At 57.6% G+C, this 15,665-nt stretch carries 12 protein-coding genes; 6 read left to right on the forward strand and 6 right to left on the reverse strand.

Translation table 11 applies throughout. The annotated features are described in order from the left end of the window. The first annotated feature begins 46 nt into the window (after nucleotides 1-46). From CK489_RS28795 to CK489_RS28810, 4 genes are all read left to right on the forward strand, one after another. The gene (locus tag CK489_RS28795) at nucleotides 47-1,588 is read left to right on the forward strand and encodes a hypothetical protein (protein WP_095734725.1); all 1,542 of its coding nucleotides are present in this window, start codon (nucleotides 47-49) and stop codon (nucleotides 1,586-1,588) included. Between the two features lie 117 nt (nucleotides 1,589-1,705). Next, on the forward strand, nucleotides 1,706-2,653 hold the full coding sequence (locus CK489_RS28800; RefSeq protein WP_095734726.1) for a phosphatase PAP2 family protein: 948 nt from the start codon (nucleotides 1,706-1,708) through the stop codon (nucleotides 2,651-2,653). Then, complete coding sequence (locus CK489_RS28805) at nucleotides 2,650-3,774, forward strand: acyltransferase family protein (RefSeq protein WP_095734727.1); 1,125 nt, start codon at nucleotides 2,650-2,652, stop codon at nucleotides 3,772-3,774. Before CK489_RS28800 ends, CK489_RS28805 begins: the two co-directional genes overlap by 4 nt. 474 nt (nucleotides 3,775-4,248) lie before the next feature. Beyond that, on the forward strand, nucleotides 4,249-4,482 hold the full coding sequence (locus tag CK489_RS28810) for a hypothetical protein (protein WP_095734728.1): 234 nt from the start codon (nucleotides 4,249-4,251) through the stop codon (nucleotides 4,480-4,482). A gap of 827 nt (nucleotides 4,483-5,309) precedes the next feature. Here the strand turns inward: CK489_RS28810 and CK489_RS28820 are convergent. Further along, complete coding sequence (locus tag CK489_RS28820) at nucleotides 5,310-6,158, reverse strand: hypothetical protein (RefSeq protein WP_095734730.1); 849 nt, start codon at nucleotides 6,156-6,158, stop codon at nucleotides 5,310-5,312. Nucleotides 6,159-6,472: 314 nt separating this feature from the next. Between CK489_RS28820 and CK489_RS28825 the strand changes: the two genes are divergently transcribed. Both CK489_RS28825 and CK489_RS28830 read left to right on the forward strand, forming a co-directional pair. Beyond that, entirely contained in the window at nucleotides 6,473-6,853 is a 381-nt protein-coding gene (locus CK489_RS28825; RefSeq protein ID WP_095734731.1) for a DUF2513 domain-containing protein, read from the forward strand. Between the two features lie 14 nt (nucleotides 6,854-6,867). Continuing rightward, nucleotides 6,868-7,464, forward strand: coding sequence for a restriction endonuclease (locus tag CK489_RS28830; protein ID WP_095734732.1), 597 nt, complete (start codon nucleotides 6,868-6,870; stop codon nucleotides 7,462-7,464). Between the two features lie 634 nt (nucleotides 7,465-8,098). Here CK489_RS28830 and CK489_RS28835 read toward each other — a convergent pair. From CK489_RS28835 to CK489_RS28855, 5 genes are all read right to left on the reverse strand, one after another. After that, complete coding sequence (locus CK489_RS28835; protein WP_095734733.1) at nucleotides 8,099-10,342, reverse strand: hypothetical protein; 2,244 nt, start codon at nucleotides 10,340-10,342, stop codon at nucleotides 8,099-8,101. Continuing rightward, nucleotides 10,335-10,520 (reverse strand): hypothetical protein, encoded by a 186-nt coding sequence (locus CK489_RS28840; protein ID WP_095734734.1) that lies wholly within the window; start codon nucleotides 10,518-10,520, stop codon nucleotides 10,335-10,337. The genes CK489_RS28835 and CK489_RS28840 overlap by 8 nt, the downstream gene beginning before the upstream one ends. Before the next feature lie 137 nt (nucleotides 10,521-10,657). Beyond that, nucleotides 10,658-13,768 carry a phage tail tape measure protein gene (locus CK489_RS28845; protein ID WP_095734735.1) on the reverse strand — a complete coding sequence of 1,037 codons (3,111 nt, stop codon included), beginning with the start codon at nucleotides 13,766-13,768 and terminating at the stop codon, nucleotides 10,658-10,660. Beyond that, nucleotides 13,761-14,348, reverse strand: coding sequence for a hypothetical protein (locus CK489_RS28850; RefSeq protein ID WP_143278256.1), 588 nt, complete (start codon nucleotides 14,346-14,348; stop codon nucleotides 13,761-13,763). Before CK489_RS28850 ends, CK489_RS28845 begins: the two co-directional genes overlap by 8 nt. 321 nt (nucleotides 14,349-14,669) lie before the next feature. Then, a complete protein-coding gene (locus CK489_RS28855; RefSeq protein WP_143278257.1) occupies nucleotides 14,670-15,599 on the reverse strand; it encodes a hypothetical protein in 930 nt (309 codons plus the stop codon). Nucleotides 15,600-15,665 lie beyond the last annotated feature (66 nt).

Here is a 15,665-nt window from a genome sequence, read left to right on the forward strand (position 1 = left end):
GGAATCGGCTCCTGTGCGCGCATTTCGCGCATGATGGAGCGAACCTATGGCAGGAAAACCGAAACCCAAGTCGCACTGCAACTACGGTCACGCGATGACGCCCGAGAACACGACCGTCATTCAGGCCAAAGGAAATAAGTACCCTCACCGCCAATGTCGCATCTGCATGGATATTACTCAAACGGATGTCGAGCAGATCGAAGCCCACATACGGGGCGGCGGGTCTTTCCGGAGCCTCAACTTAAGCTTTGCGAAAGAGATGGGACTGGAAGCTTACAGGGCGCAAAATCCAGAGTGGTCGCAGGAGATGCTCGCCGCTTCGCGCGCAAGCTTCAGTGCTGCGAGCTCCGCGAGGTTCGCGCAGCGGACGGCGAATCGGTCGCATTGTAGCTTCGGGCACGAACTCACGCCCGATGTTATGGATCGCGAAATGGCGGCGGCCTCGGTCGGTTGGAATCCTAGAGCGTGCAGGCTTTGCCGCCCTAGGTTCGACGCCGTTAGCAAGTTTTTAGCGGAGCCGGTCGAACCCATTCCACAGCGCGCGGCACCGGATAAGATCGCTCCAGGTATTCTTCGTCGCACACACTGCAAGTTTGGACACGCTCTCACGCCTGACAATATAGTCGTTGTTCTCACCTTCAAAAATCACAAGCACCATCAGTGCAAAACGTGCGTGAACTTGACAGACACGGACGCTGCTGAGGTTATGAAGCATCTACGTGCTGGCACGCCCCTAAAGCGGATGCCTCTTCCCGCGCCCAAGACACTCGATTCCGTGATGCGCTACCGCCAAGACCATCCGAAGTGGGATGCTATCGCGACGCCATTGATCAAAGCCAACAGCCTAGCCGCGCGGATTGCGGGATCGAAGCGCGTCTTCGGCAACAACACCCACTGCGGCAAAGGCCACGAATTCACGCCCGAGAACACCTACTGGAAGAATAACGGCACGCGCCAGTGTCGGACCTGCAACAAGGAGCGTGCTAGAGAAGGCGCGCCCGTCACGCGCGAAAAAATTGAGCTTGCAAAGCGTGCTATTGCTACGGGCTTGTCTGTGGCCGATATCGTCGCCGCCGGCCGTTCTACTCCCGGTCGGCGGAGCATCATGACTCCTCCGCAGTGGCGAAAGGCGCGGATCGCCTACCCTGAGTTCAACCGCTTCGTCCTGGAAAACATCCGAAGCAAGCAGAGCTTTGCGGTCATGCAACGTGTTGGAGCGCTGGCGCCCATCCGTGGGCTGGTTCGCGCGAACATAACCGAGCCTGCAGTTATCGATCGGACAATCCCGCTCTACGTCCCGCAGTCAGGAGATCCAGAATGGCTTTACAGCCTAACTCCACGGTACCTCTCTGAGGACGATCGCAACGACCTCGTGAGTGAGTTGTTTTTGGAACTCGCTGCGCGAACCTTGCGCCGGGAAGACGTGCCAAGTCGGGCAAAGGAAATGGTCAGGAAGCACAATCGGGAATTCCCGACGCATGCCTACGGCGATATTCATAGCCCGCTGTCGCTCGATGCGCCGGCTTATCTAGACGGCACTATGCTGCGAGGAGATACGGTGTCGGAAAACTTGTGGGACCAGATCTGATCGAGACCGCAAACCGGGCGGCTCGCTCCAGCCGCCTGGTGTCGCGTCGTAAGCCGATTTCGGCTCAAACCCCGTTAACTAACGGGCACCTAGGTCGTTGCTCAACCAGGAACTGCAATGGTAAGTTATCGCCATTTCAGGGCTGGTCATTTTCAGATGTCATATTCAGAGTGCAGTGCGGGAAGCACTGTCGGTCGAGAACGCAGTGAGGCGCGGCAGCTCTGGGGCATCATCGGTGCCATGGCCATCATAGTGGTGGTGAGCTTGGTCCGGACCGGCCTGCGAGTTCATGTCGGTTTTCCCATCATCGCCGGCTTCGCCCTGCTTGTTGGCCTAAACCTGTTCTACACAAACGTTCGGAAGCGTCCTCTATTTGCGTCGATCACCCTGACCTGCGCTCAGTTAGTCGCCTTCACTAACCTGGCGATCATTATGAGCTATTTGGCCTGCGCCCAGCGCTTTCCACTGGTCGACGACAGATTCGCCGCCATGGATGCAGCGATAGGCTTTGACTGGCCCGCAGCGTTTACGTGGGCGAAAGTCGAGCATCCCGCGATCGGCTCCACGCTCGACATCATTTACGATACCATGATCGCACAGTTCTTCGTTCTTCTAGTTGCGCTCTGCGTGACGAGGAAAACAGCCCAGCTCCGGCGGTTCGCGTGGCTATTCGCGGTAACGTTGCTAATCATCATCCCGATATCGATGGCGCTTCCGGCAGAGGGCGCTTGGGCTCACTATGGCGTAGCACGTCTGACCAGTGCGTATTACTTGCCGGACTTTTACGCGCTACGCTCCGGCGCGATGCACACGATAGACCTGAGATCGCCGAATGGAATCATCCAGTTCCCATCGTTCCATGCTTCGCTCGGGCTGATCCTGATCCTGTGCAGCCGCGGAACATTTCTCTTCTGGTTTTTTCTCCCGCTCAACGTCGTGATGATCGCATCAGCGATGACTGCCGGCGGCCATTACCTCGTCGACATCGTCTTCGGGCTCGCGACTGTCCCGTTTGCGATTGTAGCGCTGCGGATGACGCATTTGGAAGCCGAGAAGCGGCCGTGAAGTCACCGACTTTCGATCAAGGGACGCCGTCCGAATTAAGGGCGCTCACTGGCCTTCGCGGACTAGCCGCAACAACCGTAGCTCTCGCTCACTTCCGGTTGCCGCTTCCCTATGATGCTGGACGCTTCCTGATGTGGCACAACGCCGCCGTCGATCTATTCTTCTGCCTGAGCGGCTTCACGCTATTCTATGTCTATCGTCGCGACGACACGTTCGAGTTTAGGACTTATCTGCTAGCCCGCATAGCCAGGATCTATCCGCTATACGTCGTGAGCCTGCTAGTAGCGGGAGCGCTCATTATTTGGCCGCTGATCATCAATCCAGTGACTTATCCGATCAGCGCTGCGCTGCATGACTTCTGGCGTCAGCTTCTCATGCTGAATGCGTGGCCCCTTGTCGGCTCCGGCGTACACTGGGACTTCCCTGCGTGGTCGATCTCAGTCGAATGGTTCTGCTACGTAGCGCTTTTCCCCATACTGCTTGCACTTCCAGCGCCACGGTCGACCTTCGCAAGGCTAGTGATGGTGATGTCGCTGTCGCTGATTTCCTACCGATTGTTCCTTGCATATTTCGACGAGCGCATCACGAGTGCTGAGCTTTATGTCGCGGAGAACCAGTGGAGCTATTGGGTCAGCGTCCTGCGGGGCATATGCGGATTCACCGTCGGATGGCTGATCTTCGCCAGCTATCAGAAGCGCGACCTGATCTATGTGCTTTGCACACGCCACTCGCTAATAATTTGGCTCGCCTTCATTGCCGTCATGGTTCTTAGATATCTCGGCCTAATTCATTCACAGGCGCTCGTGTTCCTGTTTCCCTTCGTGGTGTTGGCCGCAACCGATTCTTCAACGACGGCAAGCCACCTCCTTGGGTCGAAGATCCTGCATTTCCTCGGCGTCATTTCTTATTCGATCTACCTGACGCACTTTCTGATCCTGGCCTTATTCATCCGGATATTTCCGACTTTCCCCGCGTGGGCACCCGAGGTCTACGCCGTTCTTGTGGGCACAACGCTAATTGTTTCGTCCTGCTGCTATTTCATAATCGAGCGCCCGGCGCGTGGTGCAATTCGACGAATTGGCGCCAGAAAAGAGATCTTGCAGTATGTGGCAAGTGACTAGCGGCTGTGCTCGGTCGCGGCGTTGGTGACCATGGGACATGGTTAGCCATGCCTGCGATGTAGCTGGAATATCAGAGGGTTAAACTCCGCATGATTACGTAGGTAGAGACACACCGTCCCCCTACCCGTTCCGCCTGACGCCAGCGGCGACGCGCCCGATCTGGATGGAGCCAAGATCGCCTTCCGGAAGGTCTGGGAGAGGTTCTACGCTGGCCTTGATCGCAAGAGCATCGAGCTCTGGCACCAAACCCAGGACGCGGCTAAAGGGCGTTTTGGGCGGGGCAAGGATCGGGGATGAGGGTCTATTTCAATTGCCGCGGGTGTGGAGCGCTTTATTCGGCAGTCCAAGAGCGTGCCGTTGTTCCGATCGCTAGGTCGGGAAGCTTTCACTGTGAGCATTGCGAAGCGCTCGTCCACCATTGGGCCGGCATCTATGGCTACTCTGACTGGAAATACGTGAGGCCTGAAGACAAAGATGAAGAGTGACCGGCCCTACTCCGACCCTGAAAAAGCTGCCCGCAGGATCACGGAGCACGCCCGAGCCTTCGAGCCGATCCAGGACGGCCGGATCTACATCGAGAAGATCAATCGGCCGATGATCGATGAGGACAAGGCAACGCCCGCCGAATACTGGGCCGGGCTACAATACGCCAAGGATCAAGGCTGGCTCGAATATCACGAGAGCGGCACGTTCGTGAGAATGCTGTAGGCCGGGAAAGACCTGTTCGTTTGACGAAAAGCGGCCCCAACGGTAAGGCCGTAGCACGAATGCCCGTAGTGTTACGGATCGGGAAAAAGTGGCACAAACTGCACTTTCGGTGAGAAAACTACCGGGCTTACACTGAGCGCATTCTTTTGGATGGGGACATGCCATGGCCGAGGTCTTTTTCGCGCCGGCATCGCGGATACAAGGGCTTTGCCCCGTCGTCATTGCGGCACTTGTTACTGCTTTTTGAGAACTGGCTCGCATGCGCCGAACGGGCCAGTAAGCGGCTCCAGCGCTCTCCAAGCCTCCCAGGGCCCCCAAAGGGTCGCTGGGGCCGCTCCATACCGAATTCGCCAAACCGACGCCGGATACCTATCTTCCGGGCATGCCCTTCACCCGAAAGCGGCTCGAAATCCCGTCTGAAGTCGCCCGGCAATTCGCCGACAGAATGCGGCTGTTCCATCTGAACGCTCTCCGCTCAAGCGGGACGAGATCGCCGCGGAGACCAGGCATATGCTCCTGGAGCACATGCCTAAGGGCGCCAAGCTGAGGCTGGCTGACGTCCTCGAGCTGTTCGATCTGATGCGATGACTGAACCGGCTTGCATCCTCTGCGACGATACCGGCTGGGTCTGTGAGAACCATCCGGACCAACCTTGGACCGGCAATCATGCGTGCCGGTGCGGCGGTGCTGGCGCTCCCTGCCCGAAGTGCAATAGACCGAAGCCGGACGAAGAATTCCCGCGGCTGCCCCGGGGCTTTCGAAGCATGTTCAGCAGGCGCGACCGCCGCCGATAGCCCGATCTCAGACGCGGCATTGGAGCAAGGTCGTCAAGGTACTTTGTTCGCGGGGTCAAGGTAACCGATGACCATCTGGTCCAATGCTGCGCGAACTGCCTCAGCAGCCCGTTCAAGGGTGACGAGAACGGCCCCGCCGCCAAAAGCCTGCCCCTTAGCAAAGATTATGACAAACACCGGCTGAATAGGGGCGTCCTCTTGCGTGTCAGGCAAATCGCGTAAGCGAAACGTCTTAGCGACTTTGAGTATGTCCTTATTATCAGGTACGTCCATGATGATCGACGCGCCGTGTCCAACATGCATTCGAGCAGTGCCTCCCCCAGGGAGTTGGACGTTAAGGGGGCCGTCCCCACCTACGAGCGGGTTCAACGTTGAACCGGTTAGATTAGCAACGCCTCGCGAAACAATTAGAAGTTGGTGTTTGTCTCGCACATCAAGGGCGTGGAGCCCGTGTAGAATAGGGTTGGTGCTCGCGCGCGGGTTGATGCGTTTTATCGCTTCGACGACCATGTCTCCCGCAAATTTCGCTTGCCCACTATTAATTGCTCCCTCAAGGGCGCTGTCTGCCTCCTTTTTGGGAAAAGGAAACTGTATGTTTTCTTTGCTGGGAGCTCGCGCCGACGCGAGAGCATAGAGCATGACGTCAAGTGCTGCCCTCAGGTTATGGATTGCATCTCCAATGATGACAGCGAACTCCGATGGTATTGGCTTCTCCGTCTTGACGCGATATCCGATCTCATTCGCCTTTCGCCTGATGTGAGCAACCAGTTTGAACGGCCGGCTTGAGAGATAGGCATCAATTTTCTGGCGAAGGTCATCGATGTGATGGACTGCCCGGGCTAACTTTAAATATGCGCCATCAACTTCTCGTGCCGTGGGCATCGCGCCACCTCCATTCGCACGGTTGAGATGGTCGCCATCTCCGCCTGGTCAGGGATCTTGATCGCAAAAAGCTACGCCGCCGGGCTCGAAATGAGCTGTCCCGACGGCGCCTGATACCGGGCCCCTGAAATCCCCCAGCGCGCCACCATCTAGCAGCCCGCACGCCGCAGGTTTTGTGAACCAGTTCACACTTCAGCACCGTAGAATCCCGGAGCTTGAACTCGCCTAACGGTTGAGAAAAGGTGGTGCTTTACCCCGTGGATTTCAGATGAGCACCGCCCTCCGCCAAGGAGAAGAGAAGGGAAAGGCAACGCATGCGTCGAGACTTGAACCTCGTTAGAGACATCCTCTTGGCGCTCGAGCCTCTCGGGGTAAATGCCGATAATCCGGTCCCTTTGAAGATTGGCGAGACACCTCTCATTTTTGATGGTCACAGCAGCGAGAAAGTTGCCTATCACGTCCGCATTATGACGCAGGGTAACCTCATCAATACCGGAGGCATCGCTGCCGATGGTGTGACGGTTCAGAATTTCTATGGCCTGAGTTGGCACGGACACGAAGTCGTAGACGACGTGCGCGATCCGAAAGCGTGGGCCGACGCCATGGCCAAAATGAACAAGTACGGTAGCTTCGGAATGAGCGTAGCTTGGGAACTGGCAAAGGCGTACATGAGATCGCACGCTCTGCCTTTCTAAACGCGGGAGCAATCATGGTACGGATCGGTCAAGAAGACGACGACGAATACGAGACCACAGCCGTCGAGTTCTTGGATGGGAGCAACGGCCATCATCAGAATATTCCCGCGCTCGTAGTGCAAGGCTTGATCATTCCTGAACGCAAGGTTTCGGAAGGCGTCCTGATTAAGTCCATCTCCGTCGTTTGGAGGGAAATTGCCAGAATGCTGGCAAAGGATTGGGAGCTGGCGTCGCAGTTGACGCCCACACAGTGGGAAGAAATGGTGGCCGGCGCCTACGAGCAAACCGGATACAAGGTGGTTCTTACTCCGCGATCAGGAGATCACGGGAGAGATATTATCGCCACCTCGACTGGAATTGGATCAGTCAAGATTCTGGGCTCGGTCAAGAAATACGCGCATGGCCACCGTGTAGACGCCGAAGCCTGCCGATCGTTGCTCGGCGTACTGTCTGCTGATCAGAAGGCGTCCAAGGGCATTATTACGACCACGTCCGATTTTGCGCCGCAGATCAGGACCGATCCATCGATTGCGCCATTTTTGCCTACTAGGTTGGAGTTGATGAACGGCATTGACCTCCAGAAATGGCTCTCTGACCTCACATCCAAATGACTGGAGTGATGCACTTGCCCTGTGAACCCAAAGAATTGCAAATAAAACGGTTTCGCGAGGTCGAAAATTCTGCAGACGGCCTCTCCGTGAACGTTCTGATCGAACCAATCGATGGGATTCCACAGAGATGGACGATCCCTTACAAACACGCGATATGGCTGGCGGACGCAATCCTGAAGGTGTCTCCTGCAGCCGTTAACAACCAAATCCTATCGGGTTCCGTGCAAGGGACGACTATTCCACCTCAGCGCCTTCAGGTGAAGGACGCTCAGCTTCGGGTGAAGCCAGGATCCGACATTGCTGCAATTTCCGTGGTGGGCACTTGGCTGCCTGACAATGCAGCGGGTACCACAACTCTTCAGATTGATAGACGAGCCGCTGAGGACTTGCTTGACCAGCTCCAAGCATTCCTTGAGGCAACTCATCAAGGTCTGTCCCATCCATCATGATTGCGCGTCTCCTGCGCCCCTCAGTTTTGGCTCCGTGTTTTGGAGCCGCCTGGTTGCCGCTCTCACGTCTTCAATCGAAGACTTAGCAATGAAGCGCAGCTCCCGTTTTAGAGCTTCCATGTCGCCGCGCGCTTTGGCTTCCCAAGCCCGCTTCATCGCCTCCCGTCGTTCGGCACAGCGGCAACTCATCGGCCCAACTTCGGGTTCGGCGTGAACCGCTTGATCTTGCCGACGGCGATGCCGTCCTCGGGATTATCCGGATCTGCGAGACTTCCGGTGTTGCGCGCCTTCTTCCAATTCTCGCTGCCGTGCACCAGCACCTCAGGCGATTTCCCGAACAGATCGCGCGCCTTCTTCAAGCTCGCCGGCGAGCCTTTTTCTGTAATGAACGCCCGTCGCACGGTTTCCGACGCGGTGTCTGCGGTGACGTCCATGAAGATCTGCGCTTCGCCCATCTCGATGCGCTTATTCATCCCGGCGTATAGAGAGCCAGGGAAACTCACCAGGCCAGGCGCGAATGCTGCCGGGGAATATCTGAACTTCGGTTGCTGCTGATTTTGGACGAGCGTGACATTGTTGCCGAAGCAGTCGTCCGCTGTTGCCGAAAAGCTGTTCGTGATATCGGTTGCGACGAAGTATCCGTTCACCGGAAGGATCGCATTCGTGTCGCTATATCCGGTCGGCCAGTAGGCAGACATAGACTTGCCAGTAAGGTTTCGGTCGTCGAAGGCAATAAACATGCGGCACGCGCTCGATGTTCTGCTTCCCGCGGTGTCAAATAAGTCGGGAACGACGCTACCATCACCAAGGATACCGTCCGCAGAACAGGAGTTGGTAAAGTCGATCGACAGCTCTAGGTTATGCCACTCACCGGGCGTTACCTCCTGCCCCCCAGGAGATGCCTCGAGGAAGTGCTCGCCGAACGAAATATCCCCTACATTGCTGCCGGAAACTGTTCGGAAGGTTTCAGGGCGATAGCCCATGACGACGTCGGCATTGCTTTCGTAAGTATCGGTATTCGTTATGTCGTTGAACGGCAGCACTGAAGGCTTGTGCTCTAGGTCGCAAACGGACCCGTCGCCGGGAGCGTGATTGTTGACCGGCGGAGTACATTCGTCTGTGGCCGTAACGGTACCATAGAGCCCGATCGCGTCTGGTGCCTCGGTGCTCACTATTACCGGCCACGATCCTTCAATCGTAGCAAGGTTGCTCGTAGGCATTACGATATTCACGGACAATTTCGGGACGTCGCCGCTGCAGTCAATGCCAATGTAGGACGGATCGATATCTCTGGTCTCATCGTTGAAAACCCAGTGCGACGCCTCGTCCGGTTGCGATGGGACAGTCTCGCCAACCTGCTGCCACCCGCATATGCTTGTGTCCCAGCTATAGCTTGTGACTGCCGCTACAGTCCCAACCTCTCTCAACGGGAAATCGAACTTCTTGGCTGTCCTAGATGAGCCAAAGACCGCTATCGGCACAATGCCCGTCAAGGGTGGCCTGTCTGCTCCGCTATCCTTCCATGCTTCGAACTCGGTTTTGGCCGCTGCTAGCGACTCCGCTGGGACACGAAACCAAATGGACATGAATAGCTTCTTCGAGGGCGGAACAGCCTGAGAAATCTCGATATAGCTCTCGTCGGGGAATTCGACAGCAAGACCACCGAAATTGACGTTCACAATGTATTGGTATGGATCAAGCCTGTAAGGCGGGTTCAGCCCATTGGCGCCCACAACCTTTCCCGTAGGCGCCTCGCTCTCGTCAATGAGATACTGATTGAGCAGCTTGGTTTGGCCGCTCTGGCCGCTGACGTCGTCGTGGTTGCCCTTATGCTTGAGGTAAAGCGGCACTTCGTACTCGATATAGTCACCCTTGTCGTCTTTGGTGGTCAGATCCTTCTGATAGTCGTCGGTCGGGATTACGTACTCCAGCAGCCCGGGATTTGCTTCAGCTGCCGCGTCGATGACGGAATCATAGTTGGTTTCGTAACGGATGACGCGACGAACCTCGACCACGCGGGACGATTTCAGTTCTTCGTTGACCGCATTTCGGAAGCGATCCATCCCAGCTGCGCCGTTGGCGTTAGCTCCGCCCTCGATGCGCGGTCGCAGACCCCGGATTACCCGTAGTGGTATCCATTCCGAAGGATCGTTGACGTCTTCCTCGGCTTCGGGATCGCATAACTTTAAAATCTCGACCTTGCGCGAAGGGTTGCCGTCGGGCGAATAGTCATCTGCGTTCGGATCGTCGCGCCACCGAAGCTTTCGCTGAACACCCTGCGACCCGTTTGATTTAGACACCTGGTTCTTGCTTTTTGCGACGTCGATGCGTTCGACATCAGCCCACATGTCGCTGAGGCGCTCACCTTGCTTATTGGTACCAAAGATGCGCGAGATATGCGTCTTGCGGCTCTTGGGGCGGTCAACCATTTTTCAGATCTATTTCCTCGACGATCTCAATCAGCGAGCCGCCGCTTTCTTCGAGCAACGCAAGTAACTCCGGCGTCAGCTCCAGCTCGAGGAATTCATCTTCGCTCAGCCCCTCTTCGGCTCTGACGCGCGCGGCCTCGGCATCGCAGGCAGCTCCGAATTTTCTCTGATCGGCCATCTGTCACGCCCCTTTCCAGCTAGGAAGCGTACCGGTCCTTACCGCGGCTTCCATCACTGACTCGCGCTTAAGCGTATCCACAACGTGCCTGGGCGCGTGCAGACCACCAACGGCGCGGCCGTCCGGCAATGCGATGGTCACAGGGTGAAGTGCTTCCCCCGAGCTTGTGCCGCCGCCGATCGATCCAGATCCGGCAATCGGAAGATGCCCGACGCTGCCCATGAACCCAACAGGACCACCGAGCGCGAGATGCTTGAAGTGAACTTGCTTCCCGCTGTTGATCGCGTGTAGCAGCCCGAGGTTTCTTTGCGCATCCTCGGCATTGACCACGAATTCCTTGTCAGAAAGCATCGCGGGAATGGAGTCGGACGTCGTTGTCCCCTTGCCGCTGATCTGTCCACCGCCTGCCGCGTAGGTGGGCTCCGTCTGGTTCGAGACGGCGGAGAGTGCGGCGGCAAATTCCTTGAGCGAGCTGGTTGCCTCATCGGAGGCGCTCGCAAGATCACTACCGCTATCCGATGGCGCGGCTTGTTGCTCGCTCTCCGCTGGAGCAGCGGTCGTCTGATTGTCAGCATCACTTTTGGTTTGCAGCTTCGCGGAAACCTGATCGATGAAATTGTTAAATGCGCTCTGCAAGCCAGCGAGCTTTTGCGGGTCAGGCAGCGCGCTTTGCTGGTCGGCCTCCGGCGGCCGCGGCTGAGGAAGAGGCACGCCATTCGGATACTCTGAAGGCAGAGTTTGTAACTGTTGCTGGTTGTAGTGGGAAACGTAACGGGCGCTGATATCCCTTCTTGATAAGGTCCAGCAGGATTTTTTCGCCCACCGAATTCATAATCATTGGTAGCAGGAATCGATGCACCCGAGCCAAATGCTCTGTTGATGGGCACGTCAGGAACAAATGATCCTGCCTCATCATAGTGGCCTCGCACCGGCGGAGGATAGACCTGAGACACGCCAGCCGGCGTGCGTGCTTGCGGCGATGCCTGCGTTCCTACCGTCCTTGATTCAAAACTACCATTGTGCAGTTGAGCATTGAGCTCGCGTTGAGACTTCCAATCTGCCTTTAGATCTTCGATCGATTGATCCTGATCGGCTCGGAAGCCTTCCTTCGTGATGGATGGTGCCGGAGGCCCGATCGGCGAAAGATCACCAGCCGTTGCGTTCCTGACGCCCGAATTCTTCTCGGCCTCACGCAAGGCGTTCTGACCGACATAGCTTTCTTGTGCGGGTGCTCCAATGGGTGAGCCGCCATTGATCCCAGTACCAGTCTCAGCGCGGCCCGCGCCTGAACCGCTAGTTGGCTCAGTTGCGCGTGCTCTGCTAGATGCGCTGCCACTGGAAGCGCTCTTTTCCGCCCCCTGCTTTTCGAGTGTCTGGAGAATTTCGCCGAGCAGCTGGACGCTGACGTCTCCGTCATGCTGGATTTTGTTCTGCGTGTCGAGCTGCGCTTGAGCATAACGAAGCCCGGCAACATCGGTTGAGAGTGTTCGGCCGGCCTCATCCTTCGCAAATGTCAGCTTCGTATCCTGCTGAAGGTAATCCGCAGACCTGATGTCGGTCTCAGCCTTCTGCTGCGCAAGCTCAGCCTTCTGCGGCTCAAGGTAGGCATACTTGCGATTGACGTCAGCAACCTTGCGAGCGGTGTCGGCGTCCTTCAGCTCATTGAGTGCATCCTGGATAGGCGTGCGCTGTTGAATTGCACTGGTGTCAAAACCTTCAAGGTCACGGAGGTTTTTCAGCGCTTTGGAATACCGGCTGTCAGCATTACGCGATGCGCTTTCGGCCTGTTCCGGGGCCAGATTCGCAAGCTCATTGTTCTTCGCAGCCTCCTGAACACCAATCTGCGCGCTCTGCTTGGCGATCGCAGCCTGGTCGACCGCGAGCTTATCTCGCCCCAGCTTGATATCCGTTTCTTGCGGCTTGAACTTGTAGTCGATTCCTGCCTGCTCGGTTGTCAGCTTGCTGCCGATGACGTCAAGCTGCGCGGCTCCCTTCTTGTTGAACTCATCGAATAGCTGCTGAGCACCCCTGATCTTAGGTTCAAGCGCTTCAAACGCGCCACCGACCTTCTGTGCAGGCGTCTCGATGGCACCTTCGCCCTCTGGCTTCTCCCCGCCGCTGACGGCGTTAACCGCCGACGATACACCGGCAGAAACCACTGACCCTCCGAGCGACGCAAGTTTGGCGGCCAGACCAATCGGCGATCCTTCAGCTACGCTTGCGGCGAGCTTTCCGATGGGCGCGCCAAATTTGTTGAGGCCTTCGGCGGTGGCATCGATCGTTGCCGCCGCCTTGTCGAGCACCTTCGAGACGATCGTGGTGTTGTCGAGCGCATTGCCGAGCCGTTCGCCGCTCGCCTTTAGCTTGTTTAAACTGTCCTCAATGCCGGGCGGAAACGCCGCCTTTGATGCCGCAAGGTCAGCGCCGATTTGAGGCCCGATGTTCTGAAGCGACCCGAAAACCTGCTGTGTCGAGAACGGCGCAACCTGCTTCGGAAAATTCTTCTGCAGATCCTCAACAAGGCGCTGCATCAGCGTCGGGAACAGGTCTTGAGCCGCCTTCGCCGCCTCAGGGGTCAATTGCCCCTGCTCGCGCAGGCTGGAGAGGAGTGCCGTGATCCCCGGTTGCCCCTTTTCCAGGGGCACGCGATCAGCAGATGCGCCCTCAAAAAGCGTCTTCAGAACGTCCTGCAACTCATCGCCGCCGAGACCGGCGCCTGATTTCTGATTGGCGCGCAACAGTTGTTCGAACGGGTCGACGAGGTTCGAGGTCGGCACCTCCAAAGAGCCGGCGGTTTTCTTGAGGGCGTTATAAGCCTTGATGCCTTTCTCGGCTGATCCCGAGAACGAACCGAGCCGCTGCGCCTGGTCGCGCGCCGTGTCGCCTGCCTTCTCCAAGGCCGCAACCAGCGTGCCACCGATCGCTGCAACAAGGCCGGCAATACCCCCAGCCTTTCCGATCTTGCCGAACTCACCCAGTGCGCCGAGTTCTAATCCGGCATTCTCCGCGGCTGGCTTGATGGTCTCGAGCGCCTTTTTGACGCTTTCGATCGCCTTCCGGCTCTCCTCGGACTTGCCTGTGACGCCTGCGAAGAAATCCCCGAAATCGCTAATCCCTGAATTCGAATCTGCGATATTCCGGTTGACGTCGCCGAGCGCCTTGGCGCCGATCTCACCGGTTTTGCGCAGTTTCGCTTGAACGTCTTCGGCGCCTTCCAGCGAAATTCGTTGAATGATTTTGTCAGCCACTGTGTTTGTCCCTCGGTGAGGTGATGCCGGCTGCACGTCGACGGCGTTTCAGGTCTTCCTGGATGATGTCACCGGCAAGGTGGATCATCTGCTCAGCCACGACGATTGGGTCGGAGATGTCGAACTCGACAGCCTCTTTCGGATCGGCACCGACCTTCATTGCGTGGCCCAGTGCGCGGACCAGGCCGAAAGTCAGCGGCTGTCCAGTCAGGTCGCTGTTCCACTCTTTAGAGCCGACGGGATCGGCATCAGCAGCCCCAACCGCCGCGCCTTCGCGCCAGCCGAGTTTGTAGGCCTCTCGCTTCAGAAGGCTCGCGCCGAGACCAACCGTGACGTAGCCGGTAGTTTCCGGATCGCCCCGCCACGGGCTGCCGATGAGAAGCAGAAGCCCCAACCCGTCGATGACCTCTTGACCGTGGTCCGAAGCGTCCCAACAGTAGTAGTGCGCAACATCGTCAGGAATTTCCGCACAAGGCTGCGTAACTTCCGGATTTGCGGGCTTCTTTGCCTTCGGCCGGTAATTGCGCAGCCACGCCCCGCCGAGCTGGGCCTCGTCGAGCGTGCCGTCGGGCAATTCCACTAAGCGCCTCTGTTTCAACGCGAACCTAACCGCGCCTTCAGAGCAGTTCTCACGCCGTGCGAATTCTCGTCTGCTCAGTCCCATGCGTAAACCTGGTGCGTAAATAAGTTTGGGGGTCTGTCGCTAGAGAGGTCGAGCACGTAGCCGCCCCGCATCCACTTTTCGGCCGGGAAGGACCCAAACCATCAAGACGCCCGGATGACCGGCCGGCAGAGATGCTGAACTTCTCTGCCGACCGGGTAACCGCCGCATCCCACCGGAGGACGGAACAATCCTGCCGGATTCCTTTGGAATTGAAGTCGATACGGTTTCTCATCGGCGTCACTCCGCTGCGTCCGCCGGGGCATGCTCACGATCCCACCGATCCACCTCTTCCTGGGTCGCCAAGACCGGCGACACTGGTCTGACAGTCTCGACTGGTGGCGTGCGCTCGGCCGGCTTCGTCGATGTCGCGTCCTCGAGCTCGGCGAGCATTCTCAGGGCAGCACCAGGATCAACGGGCTCCCAGCCGGGGGGCCCACCATCCAGGCCTGGCAACCTCACCGTTTCGCTAAGTGCGCCTTCCATGCGAGGAGACGTTCCCGGTAAGACCACCCGGCGCTCAAAGAAACGACGGCGGAAGGCCACTACATCCTCCCCAGCACTCGACTGCCGGGGAAGTTTGGCGGTGCCAGAGCGGTGGTCGACGAGCAAGCGGGCTTCTTCTTCCTCGGAGAATAGGATGTCGCCGTTCGCGCTCACCCATTTGAGGAGCAGTTCGGTTTTGATGGTCTTCTCAGGAACGCCAGGACGGCCCAACACTGCGAATTCGAAGCTCTCGAGGCGCTGATCGGCTGGCAGCTTCAAATTCAGTTCTTGACGCGCCGCTTCCGCTTCCCCCATCAATTTGATGGCTTTGCGCATGCCCGTGATCGCCGCGGTCAGTTCGTGTCGGACAACCTTCTGTGCTTCGACGCCGAGTGCGAGTACGCGTTCCAAACTCTCACGCCGTTGCCTCTCTTCTGCCGCCGCGCATGCGTCGTTCAGCGCAGTTTGAGCGCGCCGGAATTCGACCTTGGCCCGAACCAGTCGCCCTTCGCAGCCATTCCGAGCGGCGACAAGACCATCAACCTGATCGTCAGAAAACGAGAGTGGAGGATTTTCGACGAACCCGACGGCTTCGGCGAAGGCCGTCTCGGCTGCAGTCAGCTCCGTGCGAGCCTTCTCCAGTCGGCCTTCCAAGCTAGCGATACCTTTCGCAAAGAGCGCCATGTTGCACGACCTCATTCCTTGATCGTCAGCATGATGACTGCTTCTGCACCGATGGTGTTAGGGAGG

The sequence above is a fragment of the Bradyrhizobium sp. UFLA03-84 genome, assembly GCF_002289535.1.
Classification (GTDB): Bacteria; Pseudomonadota; Alphaproteobacteria; order Rhizobiales; family Xanthobacteraceae; genus Bradyrhizobium; species Bradyrhizobium viridifuturi.

Excerpts from the sequence above, each read along its gene's own strand:
- CK489_RS28795 (WP_095734725.1), top strand. The coding sequence starts at position 47 with ATGGCAGGAAAACCGAAACCCAAGTCGCACTGCAACTACGGTCACGCG.
- CK489_RS28800 (WP_095734726.1), top strand. The coding sequence starts at position 1,706 with ATGGTAAGTTATCGCCATTTCAGGGCTGGTCATTTTCAGATGTCATAT.
- CK489_RS28810 (WP_095734728.1), top strand. The coding sequence starts at position 4,249 with ATGAAGAGTGACCGGCCCTACTCCGACCCTGAAAAAGCTGCCCGCAGG.
- CK489_RS28820 (WP_095734730.1), bottom strand. The coding sequence starts at position 6,158 with ATGCCCACGGCACGAGAAGTTGATGGCGCATATTTAAAGTTAGCCCGG.
- CK489_RS28825 (WP_095734731.1), top strand. The coding sequence starts at position 6,473 with ATGCGTCGAGACTTGAACCTCGTTAGAGACATCCTCTTGGCGCTCGAG.
- CK489_RS28830 (WP_095734732.1), top strand. The coding sequence starts at position 6,868 with ATGGTACGGATCGGTCAAGAAGACGACGACGAATACGAGACCACAGCC.
- CK489_RS28835 (WP_095734733.1), bottom strand. The coding sequence starts at position 10,342 with ATGGTTGACCGCCCCAAGAGCCGCAAGACGCATATCTCGCGCATCTTT.
- CK489_RS28840 (WP_095734734.1), bottom strand. The coding sequence starts at position 10,520 with ATGGCCGATCAGAGAAAATTCGGAGCTGCCTGCGATGCCGAGGCCGCG.
- CK489_RS28855 (WP_143278257.1), bottom strand. The coding sequence starts at position 15,599 with ATGGCGCTCTTTGCGAAAGGTATCGCTAGCTTGGAAGGCCGACTGGAG.